The organism is Allosalinactinospora lopnorensis (genome assembly GCF_000981225.1).
GTDB lineage: Bacteria > Actinomycetota > Actinomycetes > Streptosporangiales > Streptosporangiaceae > Allosalinactinospora > Allosalinactinospora lopnorensis.
Window position 1 is genome coordinate 81223 of record NZ_LAJC01000008.1, and the last position, 18351, is coordinate 99573.

18 protein-coding genes and 1 pseudogene are annotated in these 18351 nt (G+C 70.6%); 5 read left to right on the forward strand and 14 right to left on the reverse strand.

Features of this window, described 5'->3' with window-relative positions:
• Nucleotides 1–58 precede the first annotated feature (58 nt).
• On the forward strand, nucleotides 59–1042 hold the full coding sequence (locus tag VS93_RS04820; protein ID WP_046468830.1) for a zinc-binding dehydrogenase: 984 nt from the start codon (nucleotides 59–61) through the stop codon (nucleotides 1040–1042).
• 201 nt (nucleotides 1043–1243) lie between these two features.
• On the opposite strand, the gene VS93_RS04825 is transcribed toward VS93_RS04820, so the two are convergent.
• From VS93_RS04825 to VS93_RS04855, 7 genes are all read right to left on the reverse strand, one after another.
• Nucleotides 1244–2407: an L-talarate/galactarate dehydratase gene (locus tag VS93_RS04825; RefSeq protein WP_046468798.1), complete on the reverse strand. Its 1164-nt coding sequence runs from the start codon at nucleotides 2405–2407 to the stop codon at nucleotides 1244–1246.
• A 133-nt stretch (nucleotides 2408–2540) separates the two neighbouring features.
• Nucleotides 2541–3551, reverse strand: coding sequence for a TRAP transporter substrate-binding protein (locus VS93_RS04830; RefSeq protein ID WP_046468799.1), 1011 nt, complete (start codon nucleotides 3549–3551; stop codon nucleotides 2541–2543).
• 65 nt (nucleotides 3552–3616) lie between these two features.
• The gene (locus VS93_RS04835) at nucleotides 3617–4915 is read right to left on the reverse strand and encodes a TRAP transporter large permease (protein ID WP_046468800.1); all 1299 of its coding nucleotides are present in this window, start codon (nucleotides 4913–4915) and stop codon (nucleotides 3617–3619) included.
• Nucleotides 4905–5417, reverse strand: a complete 513-nt coding sequence (locus tag VS93_RS04840) for a TRAP transporter small permease (protein ID WP_052745536.1) — start codon at nucleotides 5415–5417, stop codon at nucleotides 4905–4907. Before VS93_RS04840 ends, VS93_RS04835 begins: the two co-directional genes overlap by 11 nt.
• Before the next feature lie 45 nt (nucleotides 5418–5462).
• Nucleotides 5463–6617, reverse strand: coding sequence for a hypothetical protein (locus VS93_RS04845; RefSeq protein ID WP_046468802.1), 1155 nt, complete (start codon nucleotides 6615–6617; stop codon nucleotides 5463–5465).
• Nucleotides 6614–7873, reverse strand: a complete 1260-nt coding sequence (locus tag VS93_RS04850) for a glucarate dehydratase family protein (RefSeq protein ID WP_046468803.1) — start codon at nucleotides 7871–7873, stop codon at nucleotides 6614–6616. The genes VS93_RS04845 and VS93_RS04850 overlap by 4 nt, the downstream gene beginning before the upstream one ends.
• A 2-nt stretch (nucleotides 7874–7875) precedes the next feature.
• Nucleotides 7876–8781 (reverse strand): 5-dehydro-4-deoxyglucarate dehydratase, encoded by a 906-nt coding sequence (locus tag VS93_RS04855; RefSeq protein WP_046468804.1) that lies wholly within the window; start codon nucleotides 8779–8781, stop codon nucleotides 7876–7878.
• 121 nt (nucleotides 8782–8902) lie between these two features.
• On the opposite strand from VS93_RS04855, the gene VS93_RS04860 reads away from it, so the two are divergent.
• Together VS93_RS04860 and VS93_RS04865 are read left to right on the forward strand one after the other, a co-directional pair.
• A complete protein-coding gene (locus VS93_RS04860) occupies nucleotides 8903–9640 on the forward strand; it encodes an IclR family transcriptional regulator (protein ID WP_046468831.1) in 738 nt (245 codons plus the stop codon).
• Between the two features lie 17 nt (nucleotides 9641–9657).
• Nucleotides 9658–10485, forward strand: coding sequence for an NAD-dependent epimerase/dehydratase family protein (locus tag VS93_RS04865; RefSeq protein WP_082126628.1), 828 nt, complete (start codon nucleotides 9658–9660; stop codon nucleotides 10483–10485).
• A 282-nt stretch (nucleotides 10486–10767) separates the two neighbouring features.
• On the opposite strand, the gene VS93_RS04870 is transcribed toward VS93_RS04865, so the two are convergent.
• Nucleotides 10768–10971 (reverse strand): TOBE domain-containing protein, encoded by a 204-nt coding sequence (locus VS93_RS04870; RefSeq protein ID WP_201776552.1) that lies wholly within the window; start codon nucleotides 10969–10971, stop codon nucleotides 10768–10770.
• 240 nt (nucleotides 10972–11211) lie between these two features.
• Between VS93_RS04870 and VS93_RS04875 the strand changes: the two genes are divergently transcribed.
• The gene (locus VS93_RS04875; protein ID WP_046468806.1) at nucleotides 11212–12096 is read left to right on the forward strand and encodes an NAD(P)-dependent oxidoreductase; all 885 of its coding nucleotides are present in this window, start codon (nucleotides 11212–11214) and stop codon (nucleotides 12094–12096) included.
• Nucleotides 12097–12212: 116 nt separating this feature from the next.
• On the opposite strand, the gene VS93_RS04880 is transcribed toward VS93_RS04875, so the two are convergent.
• The 6 genes and pseudogenes from VS93_RS04880 to VS93_RS31045 all read right to left on the reverse strand — a co-directional run bounded on the left by VS93_RS04880 (nucleotide 12213) and on the right by VS93_RS31045 (nucleotide 17810).
• Nucleotides 12213–12674 carry a hypothetical protein gene (locus VS93_RS04880; RefSeq protein WP_046468807.1) on the reverse strand — a complete coding sequence of 154 codons (462 nt, stop codon included), beginning with the start codon at nucleotides 12672–12674 and terminating at the stop codon, nucleotides 12213–12215.
• A complete protein-coding gene (locus tag VS93_RS04885) occupies nucleotides 12671–15154 on the reverse strand; it encodes a molybdopterin oxidoreductase family protein (RefSeq protein WP_046468808.1) in 2484 nt (827 codons plus the stop codon). Before VS93_RS04885 ends, VS93_RS04880 begins: the two co-directional genes overlap by 4 nt.
• Nucleotides 15151–15672 carry an HPP family protein gene (locus VS93_RS04890; protein ID WP_156184679.1) on the reverse strand — a complete coding sequence of 174 codons (522 nt, stop codon included), beginning with the start codon at nucleotides 15670–15672 and terminating at the stop codon, nucleotides 15151–15153. The genes VS93_RS04885 and VS93_RS04890 overlap by 4 nt, the downstream gene beginning before the upstream one ends.
• Before the next feature lie 261 nt (nucleotides 15673–15933).
• Complete coding sequence (locus VS93_RS04895) at nucleotides 15934–16761, reverse strand: DUF4429 domain-containing protein (RefSeq protein ID WP_052745537.1); 828 nt, start codon at nucleotides 16759–16761, stop codon at nucleotides 15934–15936.
• 52 nt (nucleotides 16762–16813) lie between these two features.
• Nucleotides 16814–16999 carry a DUF397 domain-containing protein gene (locus tag VS93_RS04900; protein ID WP_046468810.1) on the reverse strand — a complete coding sequence of 62 codons (186 nt, stop codon included), beginning with the start codon at nucleotides 16997–16999 and terminating at the stop codon, nucleotides 16814–16816.
• Nucleotides 16983–17810 (reverse strand): annotated as a pseudogene (locus tag VS93_RS31045) (helix-turn-helix domain-containing protein). Before VS93_RS31045 ends, VS93_RS04900 begins: the two are co-directional and overlap by 17 nt.
• A 253-nt stretch (nucleotides 17811–18063) precedes the next feature.
• Here VS93_RS31045 and VS93_RS04910 point away from each other — a divergent pair.
• Nucleotides 18064–18336: a hypothetical protein gene (locus VS93_RS04910; RefSeq protein WP_156184681.1), complete on the forward strand. Its 273-nt coding sequence runs from the start codon at nucleotides 18064–18066 to the stop codon at nucleotides 18334–18336.
• Nucleotides 18337–18351: the final 15 nt, after the last annotated feature.

Here is an 18351-nt window from a genome sequence, read left to right on the forward strand (position 1 = left end):
CTAGCGTTCGTGTCATCGGGGCTGAACGCGAACGAGCCGGGAAACGGACGTGGTGAGCATGCGCGCGGTGCAGGTGAAAGAATTCGGTGGCCCAGAGGTGCTGGTGGCGACCGAGCAGCCCGAGCCCGTAGCCGGACCGGACCAGATGGTGATCGACGTCGCCGCCGCCGAGATCCTGTTTCTCGACATCCAGCTCCGCGGCGGCTGGGGGCGGGACTACTTCACGGTAATGCCGCCGTACGTGCCCGGCGCCGGGGTGGCCGGCACGGTGCGCTCGGTCGGCGGGAACGTGGCGCCCGGCTGGACCGGTCGGCGGGTCATCGCCGGCACCGGACCGAGCGGTTCCTACGTCGGCGGTGGGTACGCCCAGCAGGCCACGGTACCGGCCGGCGAGGTGTTCGAGGTGCCGGACGGGGTGGCTCTCTCCGAGGCTCTGGCGGCGCTGCACGATGGCCTCATGGCACTGAGTCAGATAGAGAAGGCCGCCATTGGGCCGGGAGAACGGGTCCTGGTCACCGCGGCCGGGGGCAGCCTCGGCGCCTGGCTGGTGCCCCTGGCCCGAGCGGCCGGCGCCCGGGTCGTCGCCGCCGCCCGCGGCGAGCACAAGCTCGAACACACGCGCCGGTTGGGTGCCGAGGACGTGGTGGACTACTCCGAGGAGGGCTGGACCGCGCGGGCACGGCAGGCAACCGGTGGCGCGGGCGTCGACGTGGTCTTCGACGGCGCGGGCGGCCGGATCGGGCGGGCCGCCTTTGAGATCACCGCGCCGGGCGGGCGGTTCTTCTCCTACGGCGCGGCCAGCGGCGGCTTCGCCGACATCGACGCTGACGAGGCACGGCGCCGCGGGGTCACCGTGGTCGGAATCAGGGACGCCATCGCCCCCGAGGCTCAAGGCAGGCTGCTCGAACAGGCACTGTCCGAGCTGGCAGCGGGACACATCGGGTCACTTGTCGGGCGCACCTTCCCACTGGAGCACGCGGCCAAGGCCCACGCCGCGATCGAGAACCGCCAGACCATCGGAAAAACCCTGCTCCTGGCATAGGACCGAACCGCCCCGCGAAACCGGAGCAGGACCACATAGCGGTGCGGCCGGGAGCCAGCAGCGCGTGGACGGCCGGATGCCGTCGCCGGGGGCGCTGAGCGATCCGGTCCGGCCGCAGCGAGTCCGGCTGGGGTCGACACGACTGGACACGCCCGGCACGTCCCCTCGTGGGGCGACCGGAACGGCCCTCCACCGGCCGGCTCAGGCGTGCGCCTCCGCGCTGTCAACGGTCCAGGCGCGTGCCTGGTCGCTGAGGGTGACGCCCAGCCCGGGGCGCGCGGAGAGGTGCATCCGCCCCCCGGAGATCTCCAAGTGCTCGTTGAACAGCGGGTTGAGCCATTCGAAGTGCTCCACCCAGGGTTCGCGCGGGTAGGCCGCAGCAAGGTGGATGTGGATCTCCATCGCGAAGTGCGGGGCGATCTCCAGGTTGCGCTGCTCGGCAAGGGACATGACCTTGAGGAACTGGGTGATGCCGCCGATGCGGGGTGCGTCGGGCTGCACGATGTCGGCACCCCCGTGGCGGATCAGCTCGGCGTGTTCGGCGACGCTGGCGAGCATCTCCCCGGTGGCGATGGGGGTGTCGAACGCGTGGGCGAGCGCCGCGTGCCCCTCGGAGTCGTAGGCGTCGAGCGGCTCCTCGATCCACACGAGCCCGAACTCCTCGAAAGCCCGGCACATCCGCTGGGCGGTGGCCCGGTCCCACTGCTGGTTGGCGTCGACCATCAGCGGAACGCCGTCACCGAGGTGCTCGCGGACCGCGCTCACGCGCGCGAGGTCGGCGGCGCCGTCGGGCTGGCCGACCTTGAGCTTGATGCCGCCGATGCCGCTCCCGACCAGGGCCGCGGACTTCTCGACGACCTCCTCGATCGGTGCCTGCAGGAAGCCCCCGGAGGTGTTATAGCAGCGCACGGAGTCGCGGTGCGCCCCGAGGAGCTTGGCCAGCGGCAGCCCCGCACGCTTGGCCTTGAGGTCCCACAGTGCGACATCGAAGGCGGCGATGGCCTGGACGGCCAGGCCGCTGCGTCCGACCGAGGCTCCCGCCCAGACCAGCTTGTCCCAGATCTTGGCGATGTCGCTGGGGTCCTCCCCCAGCAGGACGGGCGCGATCTCGCGGGCGTGGGCGAACTGGCCCGGCCCGCCGGCCCGCTTGGAGTAGCTGAAGCCGATGCCTTCGTGGCCGGATTCGGTGGTGATCTCGGCGAAGAGCATCGCGACCTCGGTCATCGGGCGCTGGCGCCCGGTGAAGACCTTGGCATCGCTGATGGGGGTGTCCAGCGGGATGGTCACCGACGACAGCCGGACACCGGTGATGCGGTCCAGGGTCGCCGGGCCGTTCGGGGCGGGATCGGGAGGCGTGACGGTCACGGTGGGTCCTTCGGGTCGTTGGTGTCGGGAACCGGGTATCCGGCGCCCGGTCGTCACACGGGACCGCGCCCGGCGTCACGAGGCCGGGCGCGGGCGCGGCGTCGCCCCGGACGCCCGGGGCGGCTCCTGTGTTCTACTCGCGGGCCTCGTCGACCGCGTCGAGGACATCCGCGTACTGGTCGCGGTGGCTCTCCACCATGTCGGCGGTGGCGTCCTGGAACTCATTGGTGTCCACGTCGATGACCTCGATTCCGGCCTCCTCCATCTCGGCGATGGAGTCCTCCACCTCGGCGTCCCACAGCTCGCGCTGTTCGGCGATGGACTCCTGGGCGACCTCGCGCACCAGCTCCTGGTCCTCCTCGGACAGCGAGTCGAACAGGTTCGCGTTGATCAGCAGGACCTCCGGGATCCGCTGGTGGGCGTCACGGGTGTAGTACGTGGCGGTCTCGTAGTGGCCGCTGCTCACGTAGCTCGGCTCGTTGTTCTCCGCGCCGGTGATGGCCCCGGTCTCCAGTGAGCTGTACACCTCGCCGTAGTCCATGGTCACGCCCGAGCCGCCCATGGCCTCGACCATCTCCACGTTCACGGACCCGGGCAGCACCCGGATGTCCTGGCCCTTGAGGTCGTCCGGGGACTCGATGGGCTTGTCGGCCGTGTAGAAGTTCCGTGCTCCGGCCTCGTAGTAGGCCAGGCCCACGTACCCGGAGTCACGCACGTCGTCGAGCATCCCCTGGGCGTAGTCGCCCTCGAGGAAGCGCCACAGGTGGTCCTCGTCGTCGAAGACGTAGGGCAGCGCGAACACGCCGAACTCCTCGACGACCTCCGAGACCGGGCTGGTGCTGACCCGGGTCATCTCTACCGCGCCCATCTGCACCTGCTCCAGGACGTCGGCCTCCTCGCCGAGCTGGGCACTGTGCATCACCTCGATGTTAATCCGGCCGTTGGTGCGCTCGCTCAGCTGCTCGGCGAACCAGATGTCGGCCTGGGTGGTGGGGTAGTCCTCCGGGTGCGTCTCACCCAGCGACCACTCGTAGGAGTCCTCACCGCCGCCACTGCCGCATCCGGTCAGCAGCAGGGTGCCGGACATCCCGACGGCCGCGATCAGCTTCCACCGCCGGGCGGGACGTGGATTCTTCAGTGCCATTGCGCTTCTCTCCTTGGGTGGTGAGGCGGTTCGGAGTGGGGTCGGGGCTTCGCCGGGCACGCCCGTCAGAAGCCCATCACCGTCGGGAGCCACAGGGTGAGTCCTGGGATGAAGGTGATCGCGAGCAGGACGAGGAGCATGGGCACGTAGAACGGCATCGTGCCTCGTGCGGCGTCCTCGATGGTGATCCTGCCGATGGCGGCTCCGACGAAGAGCACACCGCCGACCGGCGGGGTCAGCAGCCCCAGGCCGAGGTTGAGCATCAGCATGATCCCGAACTGGATCGGGTCCATTCCCACGCTCTCCGCTACCGGGAGCAGGATCGGCGTGGCGATGAGGATCAGCGGCGCCATGTCCATGATCGCGCCGAGTGCCAGCAGCAGCAGGTTGATCAGCAGCAGCACGACGACCGGGTTCTCGGAGACGCTCGTCAGGGCCTGGGTCAGGGCCGCGGGAATGCGCAGCATGGTGAGCAGGTAGCCGAACGCGCCCGCGGCGGCGATGAGGAACAGCACCGCCGACAGCGTCAGCATGGCGCGGCTCAGCACACCGACCAGGCCTTTGGGGGTCAGCTCGCGGTAGAACACCAGGCCCACGAGCAGCGCCCACACACAGGCGATCGCCGAGGACTCGGTGGCGGTGAAGACGCCGGTGATGACGCCGCCGATGATGATGATCGGCGTGAGCACGCCGAGCAGCCCCTGCCACACGATCTTGGGGGCGTCGCGCAGCGGGATCCGCTCCCCCTTGGGGTACTTGCGCCACCGGGCCAGGAGGTAGGTCAGCACCAGCAGGGCCACACCGAGCAGCAGCCCCGGCAAGATCCCGGCGATGAAGAGCCCCCCGATGGAGACGCCGCCGCCGGCGGCCAGCGCGTACATGATCACGTTGTGGCTCGGTGGGATCAGCACACCCTGGATCGAGCTGGAGATGGTAACGCCCACCGAGAAGCGCGCGTCGTAGCCGGTGCGTTTCATGACCGGGATCATCACCGACCCGATCGAGGAGGTGTCGGCGACCGCCGAGCCCGAGATTCCCCCGAAGAACGTGCTGGCCATCACGTTGAGCATGGCCATGCCGCCGCGCAGGCGCCCGATCAGCAGGTTCGCCAGGTCGATCAGCCGCCGAGTGATCCCGCCGGAGCTCATGATCTCCCCGGCCAGGATGAAGAACGGGATGGCCAGCAGGGGGAACGTGGTCAGCTGGTTGACCATCTGCTGCCCGACCACGGGCAGCGGGATGCCGAGGTAGAGGACGGTGCTCAGCGAGGCGAGGGCGAGCCCCAGCGCGATCGGCACGCGCAGCACGAGCGCGACAGCGAACACGCCGATCAGCAGCAGCACCCCTATGGGGTCAACGATCATCGCGGTCCTCGGCTTTCTCCTCGTCGGCCTCAGGCGTCGCCAGGGCGCCGCGACTCGTCTCCACGTTGAGCATCTGGAGCGCGCTGTAGACGCAGACGAGCACACCCGTCACCGGCATCGCGGCGTACTGCACCGCGGTGGGTAGGCCGGTCGCCGGCATGGTGCTGTTCATGGTCATCTGGGTGAAGTCCCACCCCTGGACCACCAGATAGACCCCGAACACCAGGAACAGCACCGGCGTGAGCCGCAGGACCACGGCGCGCACCCGGCGCGGCAGGCGGTCGGCGACGAAGGTGACGCCGATGTGGGCGTGCTCGCGGACACCGATCGCCACGCCGAGCAGCCCGAGCCAGGCCAGCAGGACCAGCGCGGTCTCCGGAGCCCAGGCCGGGCTCGCGCTCAGCACGTAGCGGCCGAACACCTGCCAGGACACGACGACCACCATCGAGGCCAGGCCGGTCAGTGCGAGGGTGTCGGTGGTGCGGTCGACGGCTCGGAGCACCCTCCGTGTCACCGCCTGGGACTTAGGCTCCATTGGGCATCGGCCTCACTCGGGTCCGGAGCGTTTGGCGAGTGTCTCGGAGACGGTGGCCAGACGCCGCGCCGAGGCGAGGCCCCCGTGGTACATGTGGAACTCATCGGCCCCGGCGGACGCGAAGCGGTCCGTCAGCGCCCCCAGCGCCTCCGGGTCGGCGGGCTGCGGCGGCAGCGCGAGCACGTAGGCCCCGATACTCGTCCGCGACGGTGCGAGCCGCCGTAACGCGGCCAGCCCCTCCGTTGCGGCGTCCGGCGGGATCCAGCAGTTGCCCACCAGGCAGTCGACCTCGGGCACCCCGCCCGCCGCGGTCGAGAACGGGCCGGTGGCCCACGGGTCGGCCGAGGCGTGCATCGTGATCCGGATGTCGGGTCGCACCGCGCGGGCCCGCGCCACGAGCCGGGCGGCCAGGTCCGCCGCAACCCCGGTGCGGATCGCGCGGACCGGCTCCGCGAGCGGGCCGAGGGCGGTGTCGACCGACTCCGGGGGTTCGGTGGCGTCCACCCCGTCGCGCACTCGGCCCTTCAACTCCACCGGGTCGACCCCGCGCTCGCGGTACAGCTCCAGACAGGCCGCGCAGAAGCACAGCGACAGCAGGTCGAGCTGGACCGGTGTCCAGTCGGCGCCCTCGGTCTTCTCGTGGTGGCCACCGTGCCGGGCGCCGAGCGGCCCGCACGCCTCCAGGATCAGGCCGTCGGGCGCTCCCACGGTCATGACCTCGCTGACCAGGCGTTCGCAGTAGTCGACGACGTCGGGCGCCGACGGGCACAGCGCGTAGGTGTAGCGGTCGCCGAACGCGTTGCGCACCACCAGGTCCTCGTTGGCCGTGCCCAGCAGCGAGTTGTGCGTGAGCACCACCCACGCGTGCACGGGGGTCCCGGCGGCGTGCAGCGCGTCGCGGGCCGCTCCGAACGGGTCGGGGCCGGGCACCCAGTCGGGCTCGGCGGGCACGAGCCGACTGCCCTGCCACGCCGACGGGCGCACCGGGACGTAGCAGGCGGCGGATCGGGCCTGGACCATGCGGTGGTCGGGGTGTTGCGGGGTCGCGGCGCGCACGGTGTGGTAGGAGGCCGCGACGGCGACGGTGTCGGCCTTCAGCCCGGCCAGCCTGTCGGCTGCGCCGGGGTCGCCGACCACGTCCCAGGGGTAGGCGTAGACAGTGCTCACCAGTGGCCCTTCTTCGGCTCGAACGTCGGGTGGAAGCGCCGCATGTAGCTGGTGTCGTCCCTGCACACGACGCCGCAGCGCTGGTACTGCGCGTGCATGGCCGCCAGCGCGTCCCGGTCGAGCTCGACGCCGAGGCCCGGGCCGTCCGGAACCGGAACGGCGCCGCCCTCGAAGCGCAGCGCGCCGGGGGCGACCACATCCTGGCCGTCCTGCCAAGGGGTGTGGGTGTCGCAGGCGTGCGTGAGGGTGGGGATGGTGGCGGCGAGGTGGGTCATCGCCGCGAGGCTGATGCCCAGGTGCGAGTTGGAGTGCATCGACAGCTCGATGCCGAAGGTCGCGCACAGCGAGGCGACGTGGGCCGACCGCACCAGGCCGCCCCAGTAGTGGTGGTCGGTGAGCAGCACCCCGATGGCGCGCTGCGCGATCGCCGGCGGCAGGTGCTCGTGGGTGACCACGCACATGTTCGTCGCGAGCGGCATGGGCACCTTCGGGGCGACCTCGGCCATGCCCGCGATCCCGGGCACGGGGTCCTCCAGGTACTCCAGGGTCCCGGCGAGGGCCTCGCCCACGCGCACCGAGGTGGCGGGCGTCCACGCCGCGTTGGGGTCGAGCCGCAGCGGCATGTCGGGGAAGGCGTCGCTCAGCGCGCGGATCGCCTCGGTCTCCTGCTCGGGGGCGAACACGCCCCCCTTCAGCTTGATCGAGGTGAACCCGTACTCCTCGACGAACAGCCGCGCCTGGGCGACGACACCGTCGGGGTCCAGCGCCGCACCGAACCGGTCCTCCGGTTCCCCCGGGTGGCCGGCCCACTTGTAGAAGAGGTAGGCGCTGTAGGGCACCGCCGGGCGCACCGCACCGCCCAAGAGGTCGGCCACGGGCCGTCCGGCCGCCTTGCCCTGGATGTCCAGGAAGGCCACCTCGAAAGGGGAGTAGACGGCGTCGACCGTCTTCTGGTTGCTGCCGGCGCCGGTCAGCCCGTGCTGGTCCGTGACGACGTCGCTTCCCACACTGGCGGCGACACGGGCGTAGGCGGCGTGCAGCGCGTAGGGGTCCGCGCCGATCAGCTCACGGCGGGCGGCGCGCACCTTGTCCAGGTGCGCCTGGTCGCCGTAGGTCTCGCCCAGGCCGGTCAGGCCCTCGTCGGTGACCACCTCGACGATGGTGCGCAGCGCCCAGGGCTCGTGGACGCCGGTCGCGTTGAGCAGCGGCGGGTCGCGGAAGGCCACCGGGGTGACGGTGATCTCTCGGATTCGCACGGTCACTCCTTCACGAGCCCCAGGCCCGTCGCGATCAGCTCCTCCAAGGCGTCGAGGTGCTCCGAGGACGGGTCGGTCAGTGGGGGACGCACGCCTCCCACCTCGACCCCCCGTATCCGCGCCCCGGCCTTGACCAGCGAGACGGCGTAGCCGGGCACCTCATCGCGGAGTTCGGCCAGGGGCCGGTAGAAGCCGGTGAGCAGCCGCCGCACCATGCGGTCGTCGCCGCTGGTGAGAGCGTTGTAGAACGCCATCGCGACCTCGGGGGCGAAGGCGAAGGCCGCTGACGAGTACAGGTTCACGCCCACGGCCCGGTAGGCGGCGGCCGACATCTCCGCCGTGGGAAGGCCGTTGAAGAACAGGAAGTCCTCGCCGGCCTCCTCCCGGACCGCGAGCACGATGCGCTGCACCTGCTCGATGTCGCCGAGCCCGTCCTTGAAGCCGACGATCTTGGGGTGGGCGGCGAGCCGCGCCGCCCCGTCAGGGGTGAAGCGCGCGTTGTTGCGCTGGTAGATGATGACCGGAAGGTCCGTCGCGGCGGCGACCCGGTGGACGTACTCCTCCAGTCCGGCCTCCGCGGCGTTGACGAGGTAGGGCGGCATGAGCAGCAGCCCGTCGGCGCCGACGCGGGCGGCCGCCTGGGCGTAGGCGACGGCGTGCGGCAGCGCCCCTCCGGCGCCGGCCACCACGGGCACGCGGCGGTCGACCGCCTGCACGGAGACGCGGACGACCTGCTCGAAGTCGGACAAGCCGAGCGTGTGGAACTCTCCTGTGCCGCACGCCGCGAAGACTCCGCCGACCCCGGCGTCGACCCCGTCCGCGACATGGCCGGCCAGCACCTCCGGAGCGACCTCGCCGGCGGAGTCGAACGGGGTAACAGGGAAGAAGAGCAGGCCATCCAGCCGCATAGACACCTCGTTCATGTATGTAAACAAAAGTTCTCTTTGTGAACAGCGACTAGAAATGTAAAATGCGAGTTCACCCCTGTCAAGAGGGAACAACGGGTCGTTTACGGTGAAGGCGCACGTCATGACGGTGAAATCGGCCGACCGCACGATCGAGGTACTGGAGGTACTCGCCCGCTCCACAGCTCCGTTGTCCCTCGCCGACCTGCGCGAAGAACTCGGCTATCCCAAATCGAGCCTGTACATGCTGCTGCAGACCCTGGTGACCCGGCGCTGGGTGGAGACCGACGGGCGCGGTCTCCTCTACCGGATCGGTGTCCGCGCCCTGCTGGCCGGAACCTCCTACCTGGACCGCGATCCGGTGGCGCGCACGGCGGCCCCCGTCCTGGACGAGGTGCGGGCGGAGGTCAACGAGACGGTGCACCTGGCCCGGCTCGACGGCGACAGCATCATCTACCTGGTCAGCCGCGAGTCCCAGCACCACCTGCGGACCGTGTCCCGGGTGGGCCGCCGGCTGCCTGCCTACGCGACCGCGCTGGGCCGCGCCATCCTCGCCAGCCGGCCCGACGGCGCCGACCTCGTCCCGGAGCGCCCGGAGGTGCTCAGCCCCAAAGGGCTCGCCGACCGCCGCGCCATCCTGGCCGCACTGGAGCAGGCCCGGACCCGCGGCTACGCGAGCGAGAGCGAGCAGACCGGCCCCGGTCTCGGCTGCCGCGCGGTGGCCCTGGCCTACAACGACCCGGTAACCGACGCACTGAGCTGCTCGGTGCCGCTGGCCCGGCTCGACGAGCCGCACAGCGAACGCATCGTCAACACCCTCCTCGACGCCGCCCACCGCATCACCGACCTACTGACGAGATAGGACCAGGAGTACTGACCGTGACCGAACGCATTCTCATCACCGGAGCCGCCGGAGGCCTCGCGACCCTGATGCGCCCCCGACTCGCCCGGCCGGGCCGGGTTCTGCGGCTGCTGGACATCACCGAACCCGCCGCTCCCGAACCGGACGAGGAGGTGGTGACCGCGAGCGTGACCGACCGGGCCGCGGTGGCCGAGGCCATGCGGGACGTCTCGGCCGTCATCCACCTCGGCGGGCACAGTCTGGAAGGGCCGTGGGAGAACATGCTGGACGTCAACATGAACGGCACCTATGTGGTGCTGGAGGCGGCCCGCACGGCCGGGGTGCGCCGCCTGGTGCTGGCCAGCTCCAACCACGCGGTCGGTTTCCGTCCGCGCGAGGAGGAGGTGCCCGACTACGCCTTCCCCCGCCCCGACACCTTCTATGGCGTCAGCAAGGTGACCATGGAGGCTCTGGGCAGCCTGTACCACGACAGCTTCGGAATGGACATCATCGCCGTGCGCATCGGTTCCTGCTTCGAACGCCCCAAGGACGTCCGGATGCTCGCGCACTGGCTCTCCCCCGACGACGGCGCCCGCCTGTTCGAGACATGCATGAGCACGCCTTCCCCGGGTTTCCGCGTCGTCTGGGGAGTCTCCGACAACACGCGGCGCTGGATCGCCCTGGACGAGGCCCGCTCGCTGGGCTTCGAACCCCTGGACGACTCGGAAGTGTTCGCCGCCGAACTCCTCGCCAAGGAGGGGGAGCCCGACCTGTCCCGCCCGCCGCACAACCAGGTCGGAGGAAGCTGGCGCATAGCCGCCGCCGACCCCGACGGCGCCACCCCCCGCATCGACCGCACGTCGTAGGACATAGCGGCCGGGGCGTTGCCGCGGGTCTTGCGGTGCGTTTCGCCGTCCGACGAGTCGGTGATCACCGGCCCGGGTTCGTGTGGCGCAACGGCCGCCTGCACCGGTCCCGGCCGGGGGTCGCCCTCTTCCCTGGATGTCGCGCACGGACCGGCTGCTTCGCCGTTCGGCACCGGAGATCCTCCTGAGGGCGGCCCGACACAACGGTGTCCGGCTATGCGGGAGGGAAGCGCCGCTCCCACACCGGGACCGGCACCGCTCCGGACGGTGGTCCTGAGGCGCTCAATCGCCGATGGCGAGGATGACGTCGCTGGCCTTGATGATCGCCGTGACCTCGGAGCCCTGCCGAAGGTTCAGATCGCGAGCGGCCTCGGTGGTGATCGAGGCCACCAGGGCGATCCCCTCCGCGTCGAGTTTGACGGTCGTGGCGGATTCCCCGGCGGTCACCGAGGTAACGGTGCCCCTGATCTGATTACGCGCGCTCAAACGCATTACCCACCCCCGTCGGCGGCCCAACGTTCCTACTTCCCCGGCCCGACCGACGCTAGCGCAGGTCGAGGCGCATGCCCTGGAACCACGGGCCGGCGCGCCGAACACCGCCCCCATGCCGGCGGACTGTTCTCCCGACCGGCGGCGTTCCGGTGTCTCCCCCGGGCGGCGGCCCCAACGTGGCCGATCACGGCGGCCCGGGTAGGAGGAACTCCCAGAAGGAAGGTAAGGAGAGCCATGGAGTCTTCGACAACCAACGAGGAGCGCCCCCGCGTGGCCGTACTGGGCACCGGGATCATGGGGGCGCCGATGGCGCGTACCATCGCCGCGTCCGGCATGCCCGTACGGGTGTGGAACCGCACCCGCTCCACCGCGGCCCCGCTTGCCGGCGACGGCATCACGGTGGCGGACACCCCGGAGGAGGCCGTTGCCGGTGCCGAGGTCATCGTGACCATGCTGAGCGACGGCAACGTGGTCGAACGCGTCATGTCCGGGATCGGCGGGCCGCCCGCCGGCGCGGTCTGGACGCAGATGTCGACCGTCGGCATAGCCGCCACCGAACGTCTGGCCGCTCTCGCCGGGAACCTGGGGCTGGTGTTCGTCGACGCGCCCGTGCTGGGGACCCGGGGGCCGGCCGAGAACGGGGCGCTGACCGTACTGGCCGCGGGCCCGGCGGACGCGCGCGACCGGGCCGCCCCGGTCTTCGACGCCGTCGGCGCGCGCACGGTGTGGTTCGACGACGTGGGCGCCGCGACCAGGCTCAAACTGGTGGCCAACAGTTGGGTGTTGGCGCTGACCTCGGCCACCGGCGAGGCACTCGCGCTCGCCCGCGGGCTCGGCCTGGACCCCCGGCAGTTCCTCGACCTCGTCTCGGGCGGCCCGCTCGACAGCGCGTACCTGCACATCAAGGCGGAGGCCATCCTGGAACAGGACTACACGCCGAGTTTCTCCCTCGCCAACGCCGCCAAGGACGCCCGGCTGCTCCTGGAGGCGGCCGACGCCGCGGAGGTGCGGATGGACCTCGCGGCGGCCACGGCCGAACGCCTCGAACGCGCCGCCGGTGACGGCCACGGCGGCAAGGACATGGCGGCGGGATACTTCGCGAGCTTCCGCCGTTCCTGATCCGGCGGCCGCCGCAGCACGGCGGACCGCATTGTGGGACGGGCGCGGCCGGCCGCTTCCCCGCGGCGGGCCGAGAACGCGGGACGGCTACCTCGTTTCCGGCGGCCGCCCCGCGATCACCGTGCCGCGATCAGTGCCTGCGGCGCGGCGTTCTTCATCCGGGTCTGCAACCAGTCGAGCTGGGTGGACGTCTCGCGGTGGCAGCGCTGCACGATACCGAGGAGCTCCCGGTCGCGCAGGCCGTAGGCCGCCTGGAGGAGAAGCGTCCACGTGATGTCGGTGAAGGAGGCCAAGGTGTACAGGTCCTGCAGGTCGCGCAGCAGGCCGGCCGGTCCGGAGCGGGTGTCCGGCAGCATCTGGGTCCGCAGCCGCTCCGGCTCCTCCTGCTCCCGGGCCCGCCCGTAGCGTTCCAGGACCGGCGCCAGGGCCTCCCGGTGGGTGCCGCACTGATCGGCCAGGATGTGGCAGAGCCAGTAGACGTCCGGCTCGGCCCGATGCCCGTCGGCGGCCGTCCGGAAGCCTTCGGCCAGGTTGTACTCGGCGTCGTCCATCAGTTCCAGGTAGATCGCGATGTTCACTCCAGCTCCTCCGTCGCGGCGGATGGGGGCTCGATCGGCGCGACCTCCTCGTGCGCCTCGGCGTCCGGTCCGCCCTCGGTCCTCGGGACGGTGTCGGGGTCGGCGGGCGCGGAGCCGGCCGTGGTGGGGGCGGGCGACGGCCCCTCGCCGGCTGCCACGCGCTCGACCCGCACCGCGGCCACCTTGAAGAAGGGCTGTTTCGACACGGGGTCCCACTCGGTCATCGTGAGCTCGTTGGCCGCACGGGGCGATCCGTCCTCCCTCTTCCCGTAGTGGAACGGGACGAACACCACGCCCGGGCGCCCCTCGGCGATCCGGGCGGCGACCGTGATGCTCCCGCGGCGCGAGACCACCCTCACCCGGTCCCCCTCCGCGACCCCCAGCTCCTCGGCGTCCTGCCGGGAGAGCTCCACCCAGGCGTCGGACGCGGCGTTCTGGAGCTGGGGTGCGCGGCCGGTCTTGGTACGGGTGTGGAAGTGGTAGACCGTGCGGCCGGTGGTGCAGCGGAGCGGGAACCGCTCGTCCGGCCGCTCGAAGGGCGGCAGGTAGTCGGCGGCCTTCAGCAGGGCCCGGCCGCCGGGGTCACGGGAGCGGTACGCCGTGGGGCTCACCGCGCCACCGGTCAGCAGGTCGTGCCCGTAGGTCTCGGCCACGTCCGACCGGGTGGGGAACACCCCGTCCTCGTACAGCCGCACGGTGCCGTTGGGCGCATCGCCGTTGCACGGCCACGGGATGCCGCTGCCGCCCCGCAGCCGGTCGTAGCTGATGCCGGTGTAGTCGCACAGTTGGCCGCGCGAGCACTCGCGCCAGGCGTCGAAGGCCTCTTCGGGGCCGTTCCACGGCGGCAGGGGGTGACCGCCGCGGTCGCGGAAGTCCATCCGCCGCGCGTAGTCGAGGAAGATGTCCAGGTCGCTGCGCGCCTCGCCGGGCGGGTCGACGGCCTTGTCACTCAGGTGCACGGTCCGGTTGACGTTGGTGAACGTCCCGGTCTTCTCCCCCCACCCGGCCGCCGGCAGGACGACGTCCGCCATCTGCGCGGTCTCGGTCAGGTAGAGATCCTGGACCACGACGAAGCACTGGTCGCCGGAGAGGACCCGGCGGACCCGCTCCAGCTCAGGCAGCGAGACAGCGGGGTTGGTCGCGCTGATCCACAGCAGCCCGATCGAGCCCTGCTCGGCGTACCGGAAGATCTGCATGGCGTGCGTCGGCGGCGCCCAGCTCGGGATGTGCAGCGGGTCGACGTTCCACAGCCGGGCCAGATCCTCGATGTGGTCGGGGTTGCTCCAGTTGCGGAAACCCGACAGGTCGCCGTCCGCGCCGCACTCGCGGGTGTTCTGGGCGGTGGGCTGCCCGTTCATCTGCAGGACCCCGGCGCCGGGGCGGCCGATCATCCCGCGTATCAGGTGCAGGTTGTTGACCTGGCAGGAGGCCGCAGTCGCCTGGTGCGACTGGTAGAAGCCCTGCAGCACCGTGGACAGGACGCGGCCGGTGGTTCCGAAGATCTCCGCCGCCCGCCGTATGTCGCCGGCGTCCACACCGCAGGTCTCGGCGGTCCGTTCCGGGGTCCAGGGCTCCACGGTCGCCGCGAGGTCGTCGTAGCCGAGCGTGTGCGCGGCGACGTAGTGGTCGTCCACCCACCCGCGGTGGACCACCTCCCGGATGATCCCGTTCATGAGCGCCTGGTTGGTTCCGTTGAACGGGGCGAGGTGCAGGTCGGCCCGGCGCGCCACCGGGGTGCGGCGCGGGTCCACGCAGACGACCGCGGGACGGTCGGGGCCGTCCAGCCGGTCCAGCACGCGCATCCACAGCACGGTCTGGGTCTCGGCCATGTTGTGGCCCCACAGGAAGATCGCATCGCACTCGTCGATGTCCTCGTAGCTGCCCGGCTGCCCGTCGGAGCCGAAGGACTCCTTCATTGCCGCCGCGGCGGTCGCGGTGCACAGCCGGGTGTTGCCGTCCATGTGCGGCGTGCCCAGGCCGGCCTTCCCGATCACGGCCAGCGTGTAGTACTCCTCCAGGAAGAGCTGGCCGCTGGTGTAGAAGCCGTGGGTCAGCGGGCCGCGTTCGGCGAGCAGGCTCCTGCTGCGCTCCACGACGCGGCCCATCGCGGTCTCCCAGTCGGTCTCGACGAGACGGCCGTCCTCGCGGACCAGAGGCCGGGTCAGGCGGTCCGTGCGCCGCCGGCCGTCCTCCCGTCGGCCGTTCATCCCCTGCCAGCTACCGAAAAGCCCTTTCGGGCCGAGCCGTCCGTGGTTGACGGTGTCGACCCCCCGTCCCCGCACCCCGACCATGCGCCCGTCCTTGACGGCGATGTCGCACGCGCAGCCGTTGCTGCACAGCACGCAGGCGGACTGCACCCAGCGGTCCACGTCCTCGGGGGCGAGCCCGTCCTCGAGAGCGGTGTCGACCCGGACGGGCCACCGGGTTCCCCGCGCGTGCGGTGTCCGAGTTCCCCATATGTCGGCGATTCTGTCTCTCATAAATCGGTCTCCTTTGCGGCACGCCGGCGGTCGGTGAGAACCAGCGGGCGGATGCTGTTGATGCCCAGGCAGATGAGCACGAGGAGCGCCACGGACACGACGATGGCGGCGATCTGGGTCGGGCTGGTCATCAGCCCCAGGCTGACGATCAGCGTCGTGGCCCCCGCCGGGGGATGGGAACGCCGGACGAGCCGCAGCACGGCGGCTGTCAACCCCAAAGACAGCGCCGCGGCCACGACCCGGGGTGCCGTGGCGCCCTGCTCGATGACCGACGGGACGCCGAGCAGACCGGTGAGGGCCAGGGAGGCCAGCCCGGCGGCGACGCCGATGTAGTGGCCGGCCAGAGCGTCGACGGGCCGGGCGCTCGGCAGGTGGGGCGAGTCGAGAACCAGCATGAGCGTGGGCCCCAGGCTGGGAAAGAGCAGCGGCTGCCCGGAGGCGACCGCCAACACACCGATGACTGCCAGCCCCAACCCGCCGACGACCAGGTCGAAGGCGGCGGCCCGGGTGACCCGCACAGGACTCCCCCATCCCCTTCGTGACGCGGGCTGCCCGCTACCCGGGGAAGAACACGGCAAACGGTGGGTGACCGAGTGGGGCCGTGCCGGTTTTGCCCGCGACTCCTGCGCACCTACCGGATCATCTCGGCGGCTGGACCCGGGTCATACACGAGCAGGTGGCTCGCGCGCGGTTCGCCGCCGAGAGGGTCGAGGCCGGGATGGCCGCGACCGCGGTCTCGTGTCCGGTGGGCGGCGGGGATACGCCCGGCACGCGGCGGATCAGTCGCCGGGGGCGGGCTCCGCCTGTCCCTTCGCGTCCAGCGCCCAGACGTGCGCGGTGATGGCCGCCGCCATGAGGAGGATCCGGGCGTTCTCGGCGCTTCCGCGGCAGCGCAGGCAGTTGAAGTCCTTGTCCGGCGCGGTGGCCTCGTTGTCGGTCGCCGCCGGCTTCGTGATCCCGAACGAGTGTCCGACGGTGCGCAACGTGCTATCCGGCGGGCGCTCCACGACACGGAGGTAGCCGTAGTCCCCGTGCCGCCCGGGGACCCACTCGGCGCCCGCGATCTGCGCGAGGGGAATCTCCCGCCGCTGCCGCTTGCGCTTGCGGGAACTCGTTTCCGGGCCCGACCAGGTCAGCCGCACACCGGTGCCGTCGAAGCCGGCCGTGCCCTCCACCGTCTGGATGTGCAGCGGTAAGGACGGGACCAGCCGGGTCGCGAGGCCGGGTGGCGCGACGCTCCCGGTCTCGCGTGCGGTGGTGGCGGCGACTTCGAGCTGTTCGGCGTGGTATTCGGCGACGAGTTCCGTCTCGTCGCTCCCCGTCAGCAGGAGCGGGTCGCTGGCCTCCCGGAGCATGGCGCCGACCGCGGCGAAGGGGTCGGCACGCTGGTCCAGCCGTGTACGCAGGCGCCAGTGGTTCTTGGTGCGTCCCCACCGGCGCGTGCGCCGGCCGGTGCGGAACTCCACGGAGTCGATGGCCGCTACGGGAACCGCGCACTGGCCGAGCGCGTCCAGGACAGGGTCGATTCTCCGGCCGGTGTGGTAGCGGATCAGCACGGTCTCGCCGTCGAACCGCCAGGTGGCGCGATCACCCTTCAACTGGTCCATCGCGGCACCTTATCCCGATGGGGAACGCCCGGTCACCGTGCGCTGGGCCTCTTCAGAACCGGTCGACCTCGGCGAGGAAGGCGCGCCATTCCCGGGCGGAAACGGAGAGACGCCCCAGCTCGCGATGCTGGGTGTCGCGAACCTGCACGACACCGCCGTCGGCGCGGCACTCGACGCAGTTGACGTTCTCCGCCGTGGTGTAGCTCGACGTCCGCCAGTTCTTATCTATTGATCTCATTCTCTATTTCCTCAAGAAGTTCGACCGTTTGGCCGGTAGGTAACGCCTCAGCTTGCAAAGAGCCGAAGACAGACGACATACGATTCGCCTCCGGGCCGGTCACAACGTGCATTCCTGAGCGGTGCTCCTCATGCCCGACCATCCTACCGTCCCGAAGTGATATCACCCGAAACGGGCCCGTGGGATTCGGGTGAGAGGGGGTGTATAGCGGAATGACGCCCAGACGTATCTTCTGACTCTCGATTAGTGAGCGGAGATGTTCGATCTGAATCCGGTGGATATCACGGGACCCCACGACCCTGCGAACAGCCTGCTCATCCAACACGAAGGACAGCTCGGCACCCTCCACCGAGGGAAGACGAGAGACACGGGAGTTGACCAGCTTCTCCAACTCCGAATCTCTCTATTTCCCAACTTTGGTGTTCCGCAGGATCGACTCGGCGTAGCCGGGCGTCTGCAAGAGCCCCGGAATCGCCGCATTATGGAACTCCCTGATTTCGGTGGCGTCCTGCTCAACCGCCTCGAATTTCCGCCACCGCTCCGGAATATCGCGTAGGTCGGCGATCTCCGACCAGAGCTGCAACAGGTCTCCGCCAGCGCTGAGGATCTTATCCAGATCCTCGGCATGTTTACGCCGTGGCGAGCGTGCGCCGCTCTCGAAGCTGCTGATGGTGGCGGGGGAGAGAAAAGACTGGGACGCGAGCTTCCGCTGCGTGAGCGCCGCTGCCTCACGGTGCCGCCGCAATTCCTGTCCCCAGCGCCGCCAAGCTGAACCATCCATGTTCACATTGTTCACGAATGATTGACGCATGTCCACGGATCATTGTGAATACGACAAGACACTGAAGTCCATGGCAGTTGATGTCCGTGTGCTGGATTGTGGACTCCGGAAACAGCAGACCCCCGCGGCCGTCGGCTGGCCCGGGGGCGTGGTCCCAACCTGGAAAGGACAGGTGGAACATGTCCGAGCCTATCCGCGGCCGCTGCCGATCGGCACGGGTGCACCCCTACCTGTGGTCGCGCCGCTTCGCCCCCTCCTGCGCGCGGTGCGGGAGGTGATGGCAGTGGGTGCGACAGAAGTACCGCTGTCCCGGCCCCTTCCCGAGGAGCCGCTGGAAGACCTGCCCGCCGAGCTGCGCCCGGTCGCGCGCAAGCACGGGACCCTGTGGAAGATCAGCTACCAGCCCCAACAGGGGGCGGCCCGCTATGTGGCCCGCCCCCGCTACGGCGGGCGAACCGTCCACACCGACACCGCCCGCCTGCTGGACCGGGTACTGACAATGGCCCAACGCCACCTCGACAAGATCGACGCAGATCCCGACCACACCGAGGAATAGGGGCCCTTCTCACCA

What these genes read in the sequence shown, in the direction of transcription:
- VS93_RS04895 (WP_052745537.1), bottom strand. Translation starts at nt 16,761, where the DNA reads ATGGACCAGTTGAAGGGTGATCGCGCCACCTGGCGGTTCGACGGCGAG.
- VS93_RS04820 (WP_046468830.1), top strand. Translation starts at nt 59, where the DNA reads ATGCGCGCGGTGCAGGTGAAAGAATTCGGTGGCCCAGAGGTGCTGGTG.
- VS93_RS04860 (WP_046468831.1), top strand. Translation starts at nt 8,903, where the DNA reads ATGACGGTGAAATCGGCCGACCGCACGATCGAGGTACTGGAGGTACTC.
- VS93_RS04885 (WP_046468808.1), bottom strand. Translation starts at nt 15,154, where the DNA reads ATGAGAGACAGAATCGCCGACATATGGGGAACTCGGACACCGCACGCG.
- VS93_RS04855 (WP_046468804.1), bottom strand. Translation starts at nt 8,781, where the DNA reads ATGCGGCTGGATGGCCTGCTCTTCTTCCCTGTTACCCCGTTCGACTCC.
- VS93_RS04830 (WP_046468799.1), bottom strand. Translation starts at nt 3,551, where the DNA reads ATGGCACTGAAGAATCCACGTCCCGCCCGGCGGTGGAAGCTGATCGCG.
- VS93_RS04900 (WP_046468810.1), bottom strand. Translation starts at nt 16,999, where the DNA reads ATGAGATCAATAGATAAGAACTGGCGGACGTCGAGCTACACCACGGCG.
- VS93_RS04835 (WP_046468800.1), bottom strand. Translation starts at nt 4,915, where the DNA reads ATGATCGTTGACCCCATAGGGGTGCTGCTGCTGATCGGCGTGTTCGCT.
- VS93_RS04875 (WP_046468806.1), top strand. Translation starts at nt 11,212, where the DNA reads ATGGAGTCTTCGACAACCAACGAGGAGCGCCCCCGCGTGGCCGTACTG.